The sequence below is a fragment of the Corallibacter vietnamensis genome (assembly GCF_039537875.1).
Lineage (GTDB): Bacteria > Bacteroidota > Bacteroidia > Flavobacteriales > Flavobacteriaceae > Corallibacter > Corallibacter vietnamensis.
The window spans coordinates 661,113-676,349 of sequence record NZ_BAABBI010000001.1 but is presented as its reverse complement, the minus strand read 5'-3'; the positions used below and the strand labels follow the sequence as shown (position 1 = coordinate 676,349).

11 protein-coding genes and 1 tRNA gene are annotated in these 15,237 nt (G+C 31.7%); 7 read left to right on the top strand and 5 right to left on the bottom strand.

What is annotated here, in order from left to right; all coding sequences use genetic code 11:
* Positions 1 to 52: 52 nt before the first annotated feature.
* On the bottom strand, positions 53 to 1,849 hold the full coding sequence (gene lepA, locus ABD690_RS03050; RefSeq protein WP_344726918.1) for a translation elongation factor 4: 1,797 nt from the start codon (positions 1,847 to 1,849) through the stop codon (positions 53 to 55).
* A 147-nt stretch (positions 1,850 to 1,996) separates the two neighbouring features.
* Here lepA and ABD690_RS03045 point away from each other — a divergent pair, with 147 nt between their 5' ends.
* Entirely contained in the window at positions 1,997 to 4,417 is a 2,421-nt protein-coding gene (locus tag ABD690_RS03045; protein ID WP_344726916.1) for a TonB-dependent receptor domain-containing protein, read from the top strand.
* A 56-nt stretch (positions 4,418 to 4,473) separates the two neighbouring features.
* A complete protein-coding gene (gene dusB / locus ABD690_RS03040; protein WP_344726914.1) occupies positions 4,474 to 5,466 on the top strand; it encodes a tRNA dihydrouridine synthase DusB in 993 nt (330 codons plus the stop codon).
* On the opposite strand, the gene ABD690_RS03035 is transcribed toward dusB, so the two are convergent.
* Positions 5,463 to 6,668 (bottom strand): ABC transporter permease, encoded by a 1,206-nt coding sequence (locus ABD690_RS03035; protein WP_344726912.1) that lies wholly within the window; start codon positions 6,666 to 6,668, stop codon positions 5,463 to 5,465. The genes dusB and ABD690_RS03035 overlap by 4 nt on opposite strands.
* Positions 6,669 to 7,064, bottom strand: coding sequence for a 30S ribosome-binding factor RbfA (gene rbfA, locus ABD690_RS03030; RefSeq protein ID WP_344726910.1), 396 nt, complete (start codon positions 7,062 to 7,064; stop codon positions 6,669 to 6,671).
* Between the two features lie 126 nt (positions 7,065 to 7,190).
* Between rbfA and mce the strand changes: the two genes are divergently transcribed.
* Together mce and ABD690_RS03020 are read left to right on the top strand one after the other, a co-directional pair.
* Complete coding sequence (mce, locus tag ABD690_RS03025; RefSeq protein WP_344726908.1) at positions 7,191 to 7,595, top strand: methylmalonyl-CoA epimerase; 405 nt, start codon at positions 7,191 to 7,193, stop codon at positions 7,593 to 7,595.
* Positions 7,596 to 7,644: 49 nt separating this feature from the next.
* Positions 7,645 to 7,718: transfer RNA gene (locus ABD690_RS03020), tRNA-Ile, on the top strand.
* Between the two features lie 67 nt (positions 7,719 to 7,785).
* Here the strand turns inward: ABD690_RS03020 and ABD690_RS03015 are convergent.
* Together ABD690_RS03015 and ABD690_RS03010 are read right to left on the bottom strand one after the other, a co-directional pair.
* Complete coding sequence (locus ABD690_RS03015; protein WP_344726906.1) at positions 7,786 to 8,199, bottom strand: DUF6691 family protein; 414 nt, start codon at positions 8,197 to 8,199, stop codon at positions 7,786 to 7,788.
* 4 nt (positions 8,200 to 8,203) lie between these two features.
* Complete coding sequence (locus ABD690_RS03010) at positions 8,204 to 8,758, bottom strand: YeeE/YedE family protein (RefSeq protein ID WP_344726904.1); 555 nt, start codon at positions 8,756 to 8,758, stop codon at positions 8,204 to 8,206.
* A 455-nt stretch (positions 8,759 to 9,213) separates the two neighbouring features.
* Here ABD690_RS03010 and ABD690_RS03005 point away from each other — a divergent pair, with 455 nt between their 5' ends.
* The 3 genes from ABD690_RS03005 to ABD690_RS02995 all read left to right on the top strand — a co-directional run bounded on the left by ABD690_RS03005 (position 9,214) and on the right by ABD690_RS02995 (position 15,190).
* Positions 9,214 to 12,189: a T9SS type A sorting domain-containing protein gene (locus ABD690_RS03005; protein ID WP_344726902.1), complete on the top strand. Its 2,976-nt coding sequence runs from the start codon at positions 9,214 to 9,216 to the stop codon at positions 12,187 to 12,189.
* A 244-nt stretch (positions 12,190 to 12,433) separates the two neighbouring features.
* On the top strand, positions 12,434 to 14,032 hold the full coding sequence (locus ABD690_RS03000) for a helix-turn-helix domain-containing protein (RefSeq protein WP_344726901.1): 1,599 nt from the start codon (positions 12,434 to 12,436) through the stop codon (positions 14,030 to 14,032).
* Complete coding sequence (locus tag ABD690_RS02995; protein ID WP_344726899.1) at positions 14,033 to 15,190, top strand: tetratricopeptide repeat protein; 1,158 nt, start codon at positions 14,033 to 14,035, stop codon at positions 15,188 to 15,190. It begins immediately after the preceding gene.
* Positions 15,191 to 15,237 lie beyond the last annotated feature (47 nt).

Here is a 15,237-nt window from a genome sequence, read left to right as displayed (position 1 = left end):
ATAAACAAAAAAAGCTCACTTTTAAGTGAGCTTTTTTTGTTATTTGAAGGTTTTAATCATTTAGTTTTAAAACAGCCATAAATGCTTGTTGAGGTATTTCAACATTACCTACTTGACGCATTTTCTTTTTACCTTTTTTCTGTTTTTCTAAAAGTTTACGTTTTCTAGAAATATCACCACCATAACATTTTGCAGTAACATCTTTACGAAGCGCTTTAATGGTTTCACGTGCAATGATTTTTGCACCAATAGCAGCTTGAATAGGAATGTCAAATTGTTGTCTTGGTATTAACTCTCGTAATTTTTCAGTAATTTTTTTACCAATAGTATATGCATTATCAGCGTGAATTAGAGCAGAAAGCGCATCAACAGGCTGCGCGTTTAGTAATATATCAACACGAACTAATTTTGAAGCTCGCATACCTATTGGAGAATAGTCAAACGAGGCATATCCTTTAGAAACTGTTTTAAGTCTGTCGTAAAAATCAAAAACAATCTCTGCAAGAGGCATATCAAAAGATAATTCTACACGTTCGGTTGTTAAATATGTTTGGTTTGTAATAATACCACGCTTATCAATACAAAGCGACATAACATTACCTACAAAGTCGGCTTTGGTAATAATAGTAGCTTTAATATAAGGTTCTTCAACACGATTTAATGTTGAAGGTTCTGGTAAATCTGATGGGTTATTTACTATAATAATTTCATCAGGATGTTTGTTTGTAAATGCGTGATAAGATACGTTTGGAACAGTTGTAATTACGGTCATATCAAATTCGCGCTCCAAGCGTTCTTGAATAATTTCCATGTGTAGCATTCCTAAAAACCCACAACGGAAACCAAAACCAAGAGCAGCAGAACTTTCAGGTGTAAAAACAAGAGAAGCATCATTAAGTTGAAGTTTTTCCATAGAAGCTCTTAAATCTTCATAATCTTCAGTATCTACTGGATAAATACCAGCAAATACCATAGGCTTTACGTCTTCAAAACCTGCAATAGCATTTTGTGTTGGTTTTGCTGCATCAGTTATTGTATCTCCTACTTTTACTTCTTTTGCTTCTTTAATTCCAGTAATTAAATATCCAACATCACCTGCTTTTATTTCGTTTTTTATTACTTGTTTAAGTTTTAAAGTACCAACTTCATCTGCACCATAAGTTTTACCTGTAGCTATAAATTTTATTTGTTGGTTTTTTTTAATAGAACCGTTAATAACCCTAAAGTATGTTTCTACACCACGAAAAGGGTTGTAAACAGAATCAAAAATCAACGCTTGTAAAGGTTCGTCAACATTTCCTGTTGGTGCAGGAATGCGGTTTATAATGGCTTCAAGAATATTTTCTACTCCAAAACCTGTTTTACCACTAGCATGTATTACATCTTCAGGATCACAACCTAAAAGATCAACAATATCATCAGTAACTTCTTCTGGGTTGGCACTTGGTAAGTCTACTTTATTTAATACAGGAATAATTTCTAAATCATTCTCTAAAGCCAAATATAGATTTGATATAGTTTGAGCTTGAATACTTTGAGCAGCGTCAACGATAAGTAAAGCACCTTCACATGCAGCAATAGATCGTGAAACTTCATATGAAAAATCAACGTGACCAGGCGTATCAATTAGGTTTAATACATATTGTTCTCCGTTATAAATATAATCCATTTGAATGGCGTGCGACTTAATGGTTATACCACGTTCTCGCTCTAAATCCATATTGTCTAATAACTGGTTTTGTTTTTCGCGTTCAGTTACAGAGCCTGTAAAATCTAACAGTCTATCTGCTAATGTGCTCTTGCCGTGATCAATATGTGCAATAATGCAAAAATTTCTAATGTGCTTCATAAGGTGTATGCTATACTAATTTGCAAATATAATTCTTTTCTTGTGCTTTAAATTATTTAGAGGAACAATAATGAATTTATTTTAATTATGGTAAAACCGTAAAAAAATATTAAAAACAATCTTTATATTGCAGGAATTAATTGTTTTATGAAATTTAATATCAGTATTTTTTGTTTTCTTTTTATGGCAATACCTATGGTTGGTATTTGTCAGGAAATATCAATATCAGGTACTGTAAAAACGGAAAAAAACAACCCGATTTCTTTTGCAAATGCTGTGCTATTATCTGATTCTACAGTTGTAAGTGGCGCTTCAACAAATGAACAAGGTTACTTTATTATTGATAATATAGAAGAAGGAGATTATGAACTACAAATTACTTTTATAGGTTATAATGACTATACAAAATCACTAACAAATATTAACAAGCATATTGATTTAGGGACTATTGTTTTACAAGAAAACCCTGAAGCTTTAAATGAAGTTAGTATTATAACCAAAAAGCCAACAGTAAAAAAAGAAGCAGATCGCTTAATATTTAATGTTGCAGAAACAGCATTATCTGAGGGTAGTTTATTAGATGTTGTAAAGAGTACGCCAGGAGTTTTAGTTTTTGACGGAAAAATTTTGATAAAAAACACAGCTCCTACAGTATATATAAACGATAGAAAAGCGCAATTAACCTCTAGCGAGCTTCTTCAGCTTTTAGAAAGTTCTTCAGCCAGCACAATTCAGTCAATTGAAGTTATTACCAATCCACCAGCAAACTATGATGCAGAAAGCGGAGTTGTTTTAAATATTAAAATGACTAAAAACCTAGCTACTGGTTATAGAGGTAGTGTTTATGGTAATTATTCTCAAGGTGTATTTCCTAGATATAATGGAGGCATAAATCAGTTTTACAAAACAGATAAAGTAAATGTTTTTGCTAATTATAGCTATACACACAGTAAGATTAATAGAGAAAATGATGATGCAGTATTTTACTTAGACCAGAATAATAAAGTAGACGAGGTATGGCAATCAAATGTTAAGAGAAACTCATGGACAAAAACGCATAATGTAAATTTTAATATAGATGTACTTTTTGATGAAAAAAATAAAATGAATGTTTCATCAAATATATTGTTAACGCCTTATTTTAAATATAACGTTAACAACAACACAAATATTTATGATGAAAACAATCTCTTTTTATCTCGATTTGATACACAATCAACATTTAAGGATAAAAAGCATAATCTAGATTTTGATTTAGGATATACTCATACCTTTAATGAAGGTTCAGGAAGCTTATATTACAATGGTCATTTTACAACGTACAAGTATGATAGAACACAAGAAGCTTTAAGTCAGTATTACGACCAAAATAATGTTTTTATCAACCCAACAGCCTTTAATACGAATGCCAATCAAAGAACAAATATTTTCACCTCTCAAATAGATTATAACTTACCGCTTAAAAACTCGGGATCACTTGATTTAGGAGCTAAATTTTCAAATGTTAAAACCGAGAGTGATATAGAAAAAAATGATTTTGATTTTAATACAAATCAATCAGTCTTCAACTACACATATTCTAACGCATTTAACTATGACGAATCTGTTTTTGCTGCTTATGCTAATTTTAATAAAGATTGGACAAAGTGGAGCCTAAATGCAGGCTTAAGAGTTGAACAAACTGACATTGAAGGCAAATCTCTTACTACAAACCAAACAAACACCCAAAGTTACTTTGAGTGGTTTCCAACGGTTAGCCTTAAATTTCAAGCATCAGATAATTTTAGTGTTTATACAAACTACAAACGAAGCATAACAAGACCTGATTTTAAAGACTTAAATCCTTTTACGTTTTTCCTAAATGATAATACATTTGTAGTAGGGAATCCAAGCTTAAAACCTGTTTTTACTGACCATTATACGTTTGGAACAAACATTACAGAGTATTTTACTTTTGAAGCTTATTACAAACGAAGTCAAGGTAATATTTATCAATTAGCAAGGCAGAATAACGCCACAAATCAGATTACCTATTCGCCAATTAATATTAACGAAACCAGAGAATACGGTTTTGATTTTGTAACATATTTTAACGTAACACCTTCTTGGTTTTTATACGCAGTAACCTCATTTTATAACATTCAAGACCAAACCCAATTCGGACAAGAGTTAGTAACTTTAGACGAGTGGTCAAATTATAGTGTTTTAAACAATACCTTTTCTTTTTTAAAGGATAAAAGTCTATCTGTAAACGCTGCAATAACATATCTGTCATCTTATTTATATGGCTTTTCTGTGGTAGAAGACCGTTTTCTTTCAGACTTATCAGTTACCAAATCAGTATTTAATAGTAGAGGTGTTTTATCTTTAAGTATTAGCGATGCTCTAAACAAAGCCGATTTTAAAACATCTACACAATATGATAATCAGTATAGCCACTACAATACAGACCAAGATACACGCTATATAAAATTAGGCTTTAGGTATAAATTTGGAAATATTAAACTTCAAACCAATGAGCGCCATAAATCTATACAAGAAGTAGATAGAATAAAAGATTTAGATTAGCATAAATAATCACATAAAAAGATTATTGATTAATTTTGCCTCAAATAAAAATTATTGTGATTAAAATAGGCAACATAGAACTTCCAGACTTTCCATTACTTTTAGCACCAATGGAAGACGTTAGTGACCCTCCATTTAGAGCGCTTTGTAAAGAACAAGGAGCTGATGTGGTTTATACCGAATTTATTTCAAGTGAAGGCTTAATTCGTGATGCAGCAAAAAGCACCATGAAACTCGATATTTACGAAAAAGAGCGTCCTGTTGGTATTCAAATATTCGGAGCCAATTTAGACAGCATGCTAAAAACAATAGATATTGTTGAAAAATCAAACCCTGATATCATAGATATTAATTTTGGATGCCCTGTAAAAAAGGTAGTAAGTAAAGGTGCTGGAGCAGGAATACTAAAAGATGTTTGCCTAATGGAAAGCTTAACAGCCGAAATGGTTAAGCGAACCAATATTCCTATTACGGTAAAAACACGTTTAGGATGGGATCATGATTCTATAAGAATAGTAGAAGTAGCAGAACGCCTACAAGACGTAGGTATAAAAGCTATATCTATTCATGGCCGTACACGTGCTCAAATGTACAAAGGCAATGCAGATTGGAAACCTATTGCGCAAGTAAAAAACAACCCTAGAATGCATATTCCGGTATTTGGTAATGGTGATGTAGACTCACCAGAACGAGCTATGGAAATGCGAGATGATTACGGTCTAGATGGATGCATGATAGGGCGTGCTACTATAGGAAATCCTTGGTTTTTTAAACAAGTAAAGCACTTTTTTAACACCGGAGAACATTTACCTCCTATTTCTCTTCAAGAGCGTGTAGAAGCTGCGAGAAGGCATTTGCAAATGTCTATAGACTGGAAAGGTGAGAAGCTAGGTGTTTTTGAAACCAGACGCCATTATACAAATTACTTTAAGGGAATTCCAAATTTTAAAGAGTATAGAATGAAAATGGTAACTAGTGACGAGTCAAAAGATGTCTTTGCTGCTTTTGATGAGGTTTTAGATGTTTTTTCAGACTATCAGTTTGCTTAAACAGATACTAGTGGTTTTGTAATTCTTACCGATGCAATTTTTGCAGCAATAACACCCAAAACAGAAATTGTTACAAAAACAATAATAGCATTATCAAACCTTAAAGTTACTGGATAAGGTAGTGATGCTGTAAGCATAATTAATGAAAATTGTTGTTGAAGAAATATAATAATATACCCAATAATTAATCCAACAATACCACCTAAAATAGCCATTAAACTTCCTTGAAAAAAGAAAATTCTACGAATATCTTTTATAGTTGCTCCTAGATTATATAAGGTGTTTAAGGTTTTTTTCTTATCTAAAATCATCATAATTATAGACCCAATAACGTTAAAAAGCGCTATAATTAAAACTAAGGTAAAAATAAGATAAACCGCAAGGTTTTCTGTATTAAGCATCTTATAAAGCGCGTCGTTTAATTGTGCTTTGTTTTTTAAAACTATAGTATCTCCAAATATAGTATGTAGCTCTTGTCTTGCTGTATCCTCGGTAACACCATCTTTTAGTTTAAATTCTATGCTAGATAATTGATTGTCTTCATAACTTAAAAGCGCTTTAGCCATTGCTATAGGTGCATAAATGTATTTGTCATTAATTGTTTCGTTAACATCAAAAACACCAATATTAGCAGCATTAAAAGAATTATAAATTTGATCTAATGAAGTAATTTGACCTTTTCCAGGTTTTATAACATATAGGTTTACAGTTTTACCATAATCTAAAACGCTAAACGACAGATTGTTTGATATGCCCCAACCAGAAACAATTTGATTAGTGCCTTGAGAAAGCCAGCTACCTAATGATATAACATCGTCTATTTTATTTACAACATTATAATTTTCATCAACACCCTTTATATATGCATTAGGGTAATTTTTTCCTTCAAAAGAAACAAAAACACGCTCTTCAATAACTTTTGAGTATGACGCAATACTTTGTAAACTATCTAACTGTGATAATGTTTCGTTTGTTACTATAAATGTTTTTCCTGTTGCGGGCTCAGCCTTTAAGTCAGGATCAATAATAGATGTAAATTGAAGGGTAAAATCTTTAAGCCCAGAGAACCCAGAAAGTACTATAAACAAAGACATAGCACCTAAAACAACTCCAATAGCAGCAATAACAGTAATAAAATTAATAGCGTTATTTGTGCTTTTAGAGCGCAGGTATCTTTTTGCTATATAAAAAGAAAAGTTCAATTAGGACTTTTTACGTTTGTCTAATAGGTTAGGATCATTAAGCGGGTTATCTTTCCCTTTTAAGGACTGCTCAATTTTATCAATATATTCCAAAGAGTCATCAATAAAAAACTCCAGCTGCGGCATACGTCTTAATTGATGTCTTGTACGTTGTGCTAGTTCATGTCTAATTAATGGCGCATTAGAGCGAATACCTTTAATTAACTCTTGACCTTTGTCATTAGGAAAAATACTTAAATATACTTTTGCTACAGATAAATCTACAGTAACCTTAACTTTAGAAACTGATATTAAAATACCTTGCATACCACCTTGTGTCGCTGCATTTTGAAGCACTTCAACTAAATCTCGTTGTAGTACAGATCCTATCTTTTTTTGTCTTTGACTTTCTTCCACGCGGTTGTTTTTTTAAGTTTTTGTAAAAACAATAAAGTGTTTTTCAATATGCAAAAATAACGGATATTTAAAGATTATCTTACTTTTGATATTAAAATTAGTACCTTAATTTACAAATAAAGATTGATGAAAAAAATTGAACACATAGGAATTGCAGTAAAAAGCCTAGAAACATCAAATACATTGTTTTCTAAATTATTTGGAAAACCACATTATAAAATAGAAGACGTTGTTAGTGAAGGCGTAAAAACATCTTTTTTTCAAGTAGGAGAAAATAAAATAGAACTCCTTGAGGCAACAAATCCCAATAGTCCAATAGCAAAGTTTATAGAAAAAAAAGGAGAAGGTATTCATCATATAGCTTTTGATGTTGCTGATATTCAGTTAGAAATAGCGCGTCTTAAAGAAGAAGGTTTTGTTGTTTTAAATACCGAACCTAAAAAAGGAGCAGATAATAAATTGGTTGCATTTTTGCATCCAAAATCAACAAACGGTGTACTTATTGAACTTTGTCAAGAGATAATTGAATAAATTACTTGTAAGGTTTTAAAATAAGTAGTAATATTGCACTCCAATTTCGGGTCCTATAACTCAGTTGGTTAGAGTATCTGACTCATAATCAGAAAGTCCCTGGTTCGAGCCCAGGTGGGACCACTACTAGAAATTGCAAAGCCTCACAGTATTGTGAGGCTTTTTTTGTTACATAATGTATGTGATTTTTTTAATGAGGCAGCTTATTTTTTAATAAACCGTATAGAAAAGTTCCTAAAACAGCTGCAATTATAACAATAAGTATTGATAAATAACCAGCGCCAGCCAATGTAAACATTGGTCCAGGGCAAGCACCCGCCAAAGCCCAGCCTAATCCAAAAATAATACCTCCAAAAAAGTAGCGACTAAAGCTTTTGTCTTTAGGGTTAAAAGTGATTTTTTCTCCGTAAAACGATTTTATTTTAAAACGCTTTATGATTTGCACCACAAGTATTCCTGAAACTAGAGCAGAACCAATAATGCCATACATATGAAAGGATTGAAACTGAAACATCTCATAAATACGAAACCATGAAGCTGCTTCAGATTTAAACATTGTTATTCCAAAAAGAATACCTATAAATAAAAAAAATAGTGTTCTCATAGTTTTAAAAGATTAAAGGGAAAATAAAATGGACCATTAGTAATCCGCCAATAAAAAAACCAATTACAGCTATTAAAGAAGGTATTTGTAGGTTACTTAAACCCGAAATTGCATGCCCAGATGTACAGCCACCAGCATACCTCGTTCCAAAACCAACTAATAAGCCACCAATAAATAGTAATATAATATTCTTCACGCTTAATAGATGAAGACTAAACAACTCTTCAGGTAAGTATGATTTTCCTGCGCTATTAAAACCCAAGTTATTTAGGTCAGAAATTGTTTCAGCGCTAATAGCAACGCTGGTAGTATTACTTAAAAATTGAGAAGCTATAAATCCACCAATTACAGCGCCAACAACAACGGTTAAGTTCCATTTTTGAGTTTTCCAATCAAATTTGAAAAATTCAGACTTGTTTCCTGCTCCACAAATAGTACATAATGTTCTTAAGTTTGAAGACATACCAAAGTTTTTTCCAAACATTATTAAAAGAAACATAATAAAAGCAATCATTAGTCCAGAAATATACCATGGCCAAGGTTCGTAAATCCAATTCATGTATTTAGTTTTTTTACAAAAATACATATTCATGATTTCACGCTAAGTGACATAAGTTACAAAGGCACCTTTCTTGTAATCCTAATAATCTATTTTACTTTTTAATTAAGTGCGGATAATCAGTTAATTTTTTAAAAAAACAACACGGTAATTAATATAAAAACGGTAAAATATTCAGTAAATCACTTGTTTTTTTCTAAAGTTAACAAAACACTAACATATTGATTTACTTTTCTGTAAATCAGTGTTTTAATTATCTTTTTTGCCTTTCAAATTTCGGTAAATGCTAAACATACACGCTATTATATATGGTATATGTGTTAATATATTTATCACAAGCAAACACAACGTTAATTTTTGAAAACCAAGATGTTTTAGTGGTTGAAATGAATATGATTGACTTCTTAAACAGGTAATCAAGAAATTAATAAATACTAACTAAATTTTAATTCGAAATGAGAAAAATTACACTTTTATTATTAACACTTTTTAGTGTTGCTGCATTCTCTCAAGTAGAGATTGTAGAAAATTTTGATAGTGCTTCAAACAACGGCCAGGTTAGTGGCTGGACCGATGTTGGATTTAGCACAAGCACATCTGCTCCTTGTGGTGGGTCAGGATTAAGCGAACTTGCCAATGTAGCTTCAGGAGGAACAGCTTCACTTACAACGCCTCTTTATTCTGCAATTACAAATAATACAGATTTAATTGTAAGCTTTGAATATAATATTTTTCAAATAGTTTTTGGTTTTCCACCATCGTTCAATGCGCCACCAGCTGACTGGGGATCTATAGTGTTAGAATACACTGTTGATAATGGAGCAAACTGGACAACAATCACAACAATAAATGATGCTTCTTTTACATTCGTAGATATAGAGACATGTGTTTCAAGTGGAGTTATAAATGTAGGCACACTTGCTGCTGGCAATGATTTTCAAGCACGTTTTTCTATAAACAATGATTCAGATGTAAACCTTTCTTTTTCAATAGATAATGTGTCTTTATTACAATCGCCTACAACGGTTCCTAATTGTGATGCTGTAATGACTTCTGCAACAACAGATGTTGAACCAGATACACTATTAGAATGGAGTTCAGCAACTGGTATAGCAACAGGGTATAAAGTGTATGTTGGAACAGAAACAGGATTAACAGATGTAGTTAATGGAGACATAACTACCGAAACAAGCTATAGTTTAACTGGTTTAACTTACGAAGAGGATTATTTTGTAACAATCGTACCTTTCAATGGGTTTGGAGACGCTGCATCATGTACTGAAGAAAGTTTTGTAGTACGAAGCGCACCTCTAGTTGGTGCAACATGTAGTAACCCTAAAGAAATTACTTTTACAGGAGGTTTTTATGTAGATGTTGCTGATACAGCAAATTATGAAAACAATATAGATGTAAGCCCTTGTAGTAACTCGTATATGAGAGGAAGTGATGTATATTATTCTATTACACCAACATCAGATGTGTCAATAAACATTGATGTAACAGGGTTAAGCAATAATGGAGCAGGAATACACGTATTAGACGGATGTCCAGATACAGCAACTACTTGTGTTGCATACTCTGGAACTTATGCAAATACAGACAGAAACCTATCAGAAATTGTACTTAACGCAGGAACAACTTACTTTTTAGTAATGAGTAACTCTTCTGCAACTAGAACATACAGTTACAATCTTATTATTACTGAAAACCCTTGTATAAACCCAGCGTTCACTTTAACACCAACACCAGACTGTGGTAGTGGTGAATTTAATGTAGATGTAGACGTTACTTATATGGGAGATGCAACAACGCTAACATTACAAGATAGTAACGGAGGTGTTGTAAACAATATTTCTTCTACGGGAGTTGTGCCAATGGGGCCTTACACAAGTGGTCAAACAATTACTTTTGATTTAATAAACGATGATGAAACAAGCTGTTCATACAACGATAGTACATTTTTTTATTGTCCACCAGCAAATGATGATTGTTTAGGAAGTATTGCTTTAGATGTAAATACTGATGATACTTGTACATTATATACAAGCGCAACAAATGCAGGAGCAATACACTCTAACGAAGCAAATTCAGCTTGTGATACAGATAATAGTAATGACGTATGGTTTAGTTTTGTGGCAGATGGAAATACAATTGTAGTAGAGTACTTAAACATAACAGAAGCTATTGGTGCTGGAGGTACTATTCAATCAACAGAACTTTTTGAAGGATCAGCTTGTGGCTCTTTAACAAGCGTAGGCTGTAAAGAAGGAAATTACGCTATATTTAGTGGGTTAACAGATGGAAATACGTACTATATTCGTAATTACACAAGATTAGGTATAAACTATGCTCAAAACTATGACATATGTTTAAAAACACCACCAGTGGCGCCTGTTAATGATGAGTGTGCTAATGCAACAACACTAACTGTTTCTACTGATGAAACGTGTAATAATGGGTTGGTAGGAGAAACAACTGTTGGAGCAACGCGTTCTACAGAGTCAACATGTGCTGATTCAACAACAACAACTTATAGTGATGTATGGTATGTGTTTAACCCTGCTGTATCTGGTGTTTATGAGTTTAGTTTTGATAAAACATCTGGAGCATCTTCTAGATATTTTATTTACAAAGGTACTTGTGGAGCTTTAACTGAAGTTTCAACATCTTGTGGTACTACTTCAAATCAAATTGTGACTATGGATAGCTCTGAAACATTCTACATCATGGTTCAAAGTAATCAAAGTGAACCTGGAGCTATTTTTGACTTATGTGTATGGCAGTTACCTGATCCAGTTTCAAATGATAGTTGCGAAACTCCAGGAACGTTAACAGAATCTCCAGATTCAAATGGAGCAAACGCAATTTCTGGAACTTTGGCAGACTCTTATCCTTCAATAGAGCATTGTTCTAGTAATAATGTAGTTTGGTACAGTTTTACACCTAGCTTAACAGGCGTATATCATTTTGACTATACACGTGTATCGGGAATATCATATTTTTCAGTATTCAGCGGAGATTGTAGTGACTTACAGCAAGATGTAACTGGACTTACTAGTTGCTATTTATCAGGAGAAAGAACAGGAGAGCTTGTTGCAAATCAAACATATTTAGTAGCTATTCATGCTTCTAGCAGTACTGCAGAATTTTCTTTAATGGCTTATCCAGATCCTTCATTAAGTGTAGAAACTTCAAACGATTTTAATTCATTTAAGTATTATCCTAACCCTGTTGTGAATACTTTAATGATTGAATCTGCAAATACAATGTCTAAAATTAGCATTCGCAATCTTGTTGGTCAAGAAGTTGTAAGAGTAACTCCAAACAGCTTAAAAACACAAGTTAATATGAATGATCTAAATAACGGAGTTTACTTTGTTACGGTAAACATTGGTAACTCACAAAAAACATTTAAGATTATAAAAAAATAGTGTTTTTATAAAAACACTTGCTTGATTAATTGTTATGAAGCTTGAGAAATTTATTTCTCAAGCTTTTTTTGTTTTAAAAAAGTATCGTTTTAAGTGCTATATAAGTTGCGTTGCATTAAAAGTATAGTAATCTTTGTATCTTTATTTTTTTCTATGTCTTTTTTGAATACTTTTTAAGCAAAAAGCAGAGAGAAATAACTATTCGAAACCTATATTTGTAAATTTAACAAGACCTAAAAATATTTTGACCGTTATAAGGATAACATGTGCTAAAAACCTATTTAAAATTTCAAAATGGGTTTTAATTCTTTGTGTTTGCTTCTTTTTTTCAAACACAAGTGGTTATGCACGTCAAAATCATCTTGTTCAAAAAGCCAAAGAGCTTGTTTATTCAAATCCTGATGAAGCTATAAAAATCGGGGAGCATATATTAAAAACCAATGAAAAGAAAGAAACAAAAGCAGACATTAGTGTTATACTTGCTAGGTCATATTTTGTTAAAGGAAACTTTAATAGTGCAATAACAAATGCTTTTAATGCTGATGCTTACGTTGATAAACTAAACCATAAAACACAAATAGACATTTCTCTTTTAAAAGCTGAACTTTTTAGACTTTTATATTTAGATAATCAATACCAAAAAGAGCTGTCAAATGCTGATAGTTTAATAAAAAAAATAGCCAATCCTAAAATTCATGATTCGCTTGCGTCTCATTTACTCTTGGAGCGCGTTTCTATGAATTTGGAACGAAGAGAAACGGATAAAGCCTTGTCTTTGCTTAATGAAACCAATGAGCGCTATCAAAATTTTATAAACTCTCATCCTGTATTAAGAGGGAAATTTTTTATTGCAAAAGAGAAAGCTTTAAGTAATCTTACCCAATATGATTCTGCTTTTGTTTACTTAAACAAAGCATTAACATTAATAAGCTCCAATGAGTATAATAACCTATATGAAAAGGCACAAGTTTATAACCAATTAGGTTACTTGCATTTGCAAAAAAAAGCCTTTAGTAACAGTGAAGAAACATTGTTTATAGCGCTTAAATATGCCGAAATATTAGACAACCCAATTCTTTTAGAGCAGATAAATAGAAACCTAGCTATAAACTATTTAGCCTCTAATCAAAAAATAAAACACAAAGTTTATAATGACGAGTTTTTAGTGCTAAATAACCGTGTAGATCTTGCAGAACAAGAGACTATAAACACAGTTTACAATATTATAAGCAATCAAAATGAGCAGAGTTTAAATCAAGAACAAAAGAAGTATTCTAATTTTACGTATATCGCTTTAGGAATGGCTTTTTTGCTTGTTCTTTTAGGGGTGTTTTTTGTAGTAAAAAGTCAATGGAAGAAAAAGCGACTAAAAGAAATCATTAAGTATTTAGAAATAAGCCGAAACAATTTTATAAAAACAAAACCATCAAAAAAAATAGCTAAAAGGCGAGTATCAATTCCAGAGGAAACCGAGAAAAACCTATTAGCAAAACTTAAGCGCTTTGAGGCTTCAACTAAATTCTTAAACAAAGACATGTCTCTTGCTGTGTTATCTGGGCAGTTTGAAACAAACACAAAATATCTGTCTGAAATTATACACAGGCATTATAATGACAACTTTAATACATTTATAAATAAATTACGCATCAATTATATCATTGAAAAACTAAAAAATGATTCTAATTACATGAATTATAAAATAAGTTTTTTAGCAGAAGAAAGTGGTTTTTCTTCACACAGTAGTTTTGCAACTGTATTTAAATCTATAATAGGAATGTCGCCAGCAACCTTTATAAATCTTTTAAAAACAGAGCGAGAAAATAATAAAAATAAAAACCAGTAAATGACAGTAAAACAAACATATTACGTTTTAGTTTGCGTACTCTTTTTTAGTGTACACAGTGTTTTTGCTGGAGATTTTCAAAAAAAACAAGTAGATAGTCTGCTTAAAGCCAATACAAATACCGTTTATGATAACCCAAATGCGTCAATAGAAATAGGGTTGTCTGTTTATAACGATGACGCTAACTCTATAAAAACTAAAGCCAAAGCGCTTATGCTGGTTTCTCTTGCTTACACATCAAAAAGAGACTATCAAAAAGCATTAGAGTATACCATAAAAGCAGAAGAATTATCAGGACAAATAAAAGACCCTATTTTAAATATAGAAATACTTTTCAGAACAGGTATCCTTTATCAGCAGTTGAAGATTTTTGATAAATCAATAAAGTTTCTAGACCAAGCAGAAGAACTGTGTTTGGCGTATCCTGAAAAAGACTCAATCGGTTTTTTTTTAGGAAACACCTATATTGTAAAAGGCTTTATTTATAAAGATAACCTAAACTGTGACATTGCATTAGGCTTTTTTGCCAAAGGAATTTCAGAGTATGAAATGCTAAAAGGCACAAGACAAAGAACCAACATGAGTATTGCTTATTACAATAAAGGTAATTGTTATAGCATGTTGTCTCAATATGGCAAAGCAAAAGCAAGCTTTCACAAGTCAATAGAGCTAGCAAAAATAGAAAATGCAAACAGTTTAATTTCATTTGCACAAAAAGGACTGGCAGAAGTTTATACACTAGAAGGAAACTATGTTGAAGCAATAGAGCTGCTTCACATAGCTTTAATACAGTCTAAAAATGTTGGAGATATCATTCTTAATTTAGGAATTTATAAAGGGCTTTTTGAAAACTACTTGGCGTTAAATCAATGGGACGAATATCAAAAATATTACAACCTTTATTTAAAAACACAATTAGACATTAAAGAATCTGAAAGAAGCTCTATAAGCGATTCTATTGATGAAAATTATAAGACTTATAGTGAAAAACACACCGAAACTAAAAACCACTATTACAACAATATAAAGCTGATTTTTATAGCTGGTTTTATAGTTATTTTAAGCATTATTTTCATTGAAATTAAAAATCAAAAACAAATAAAATCGCTTAAAAACGACATAGAAACCATTCAAAACCTCAAGAATACTTCCAAGTAGTTTTTTATTGTGAAAACAAATATAACAAACTGTTTTTCAGTATTTTA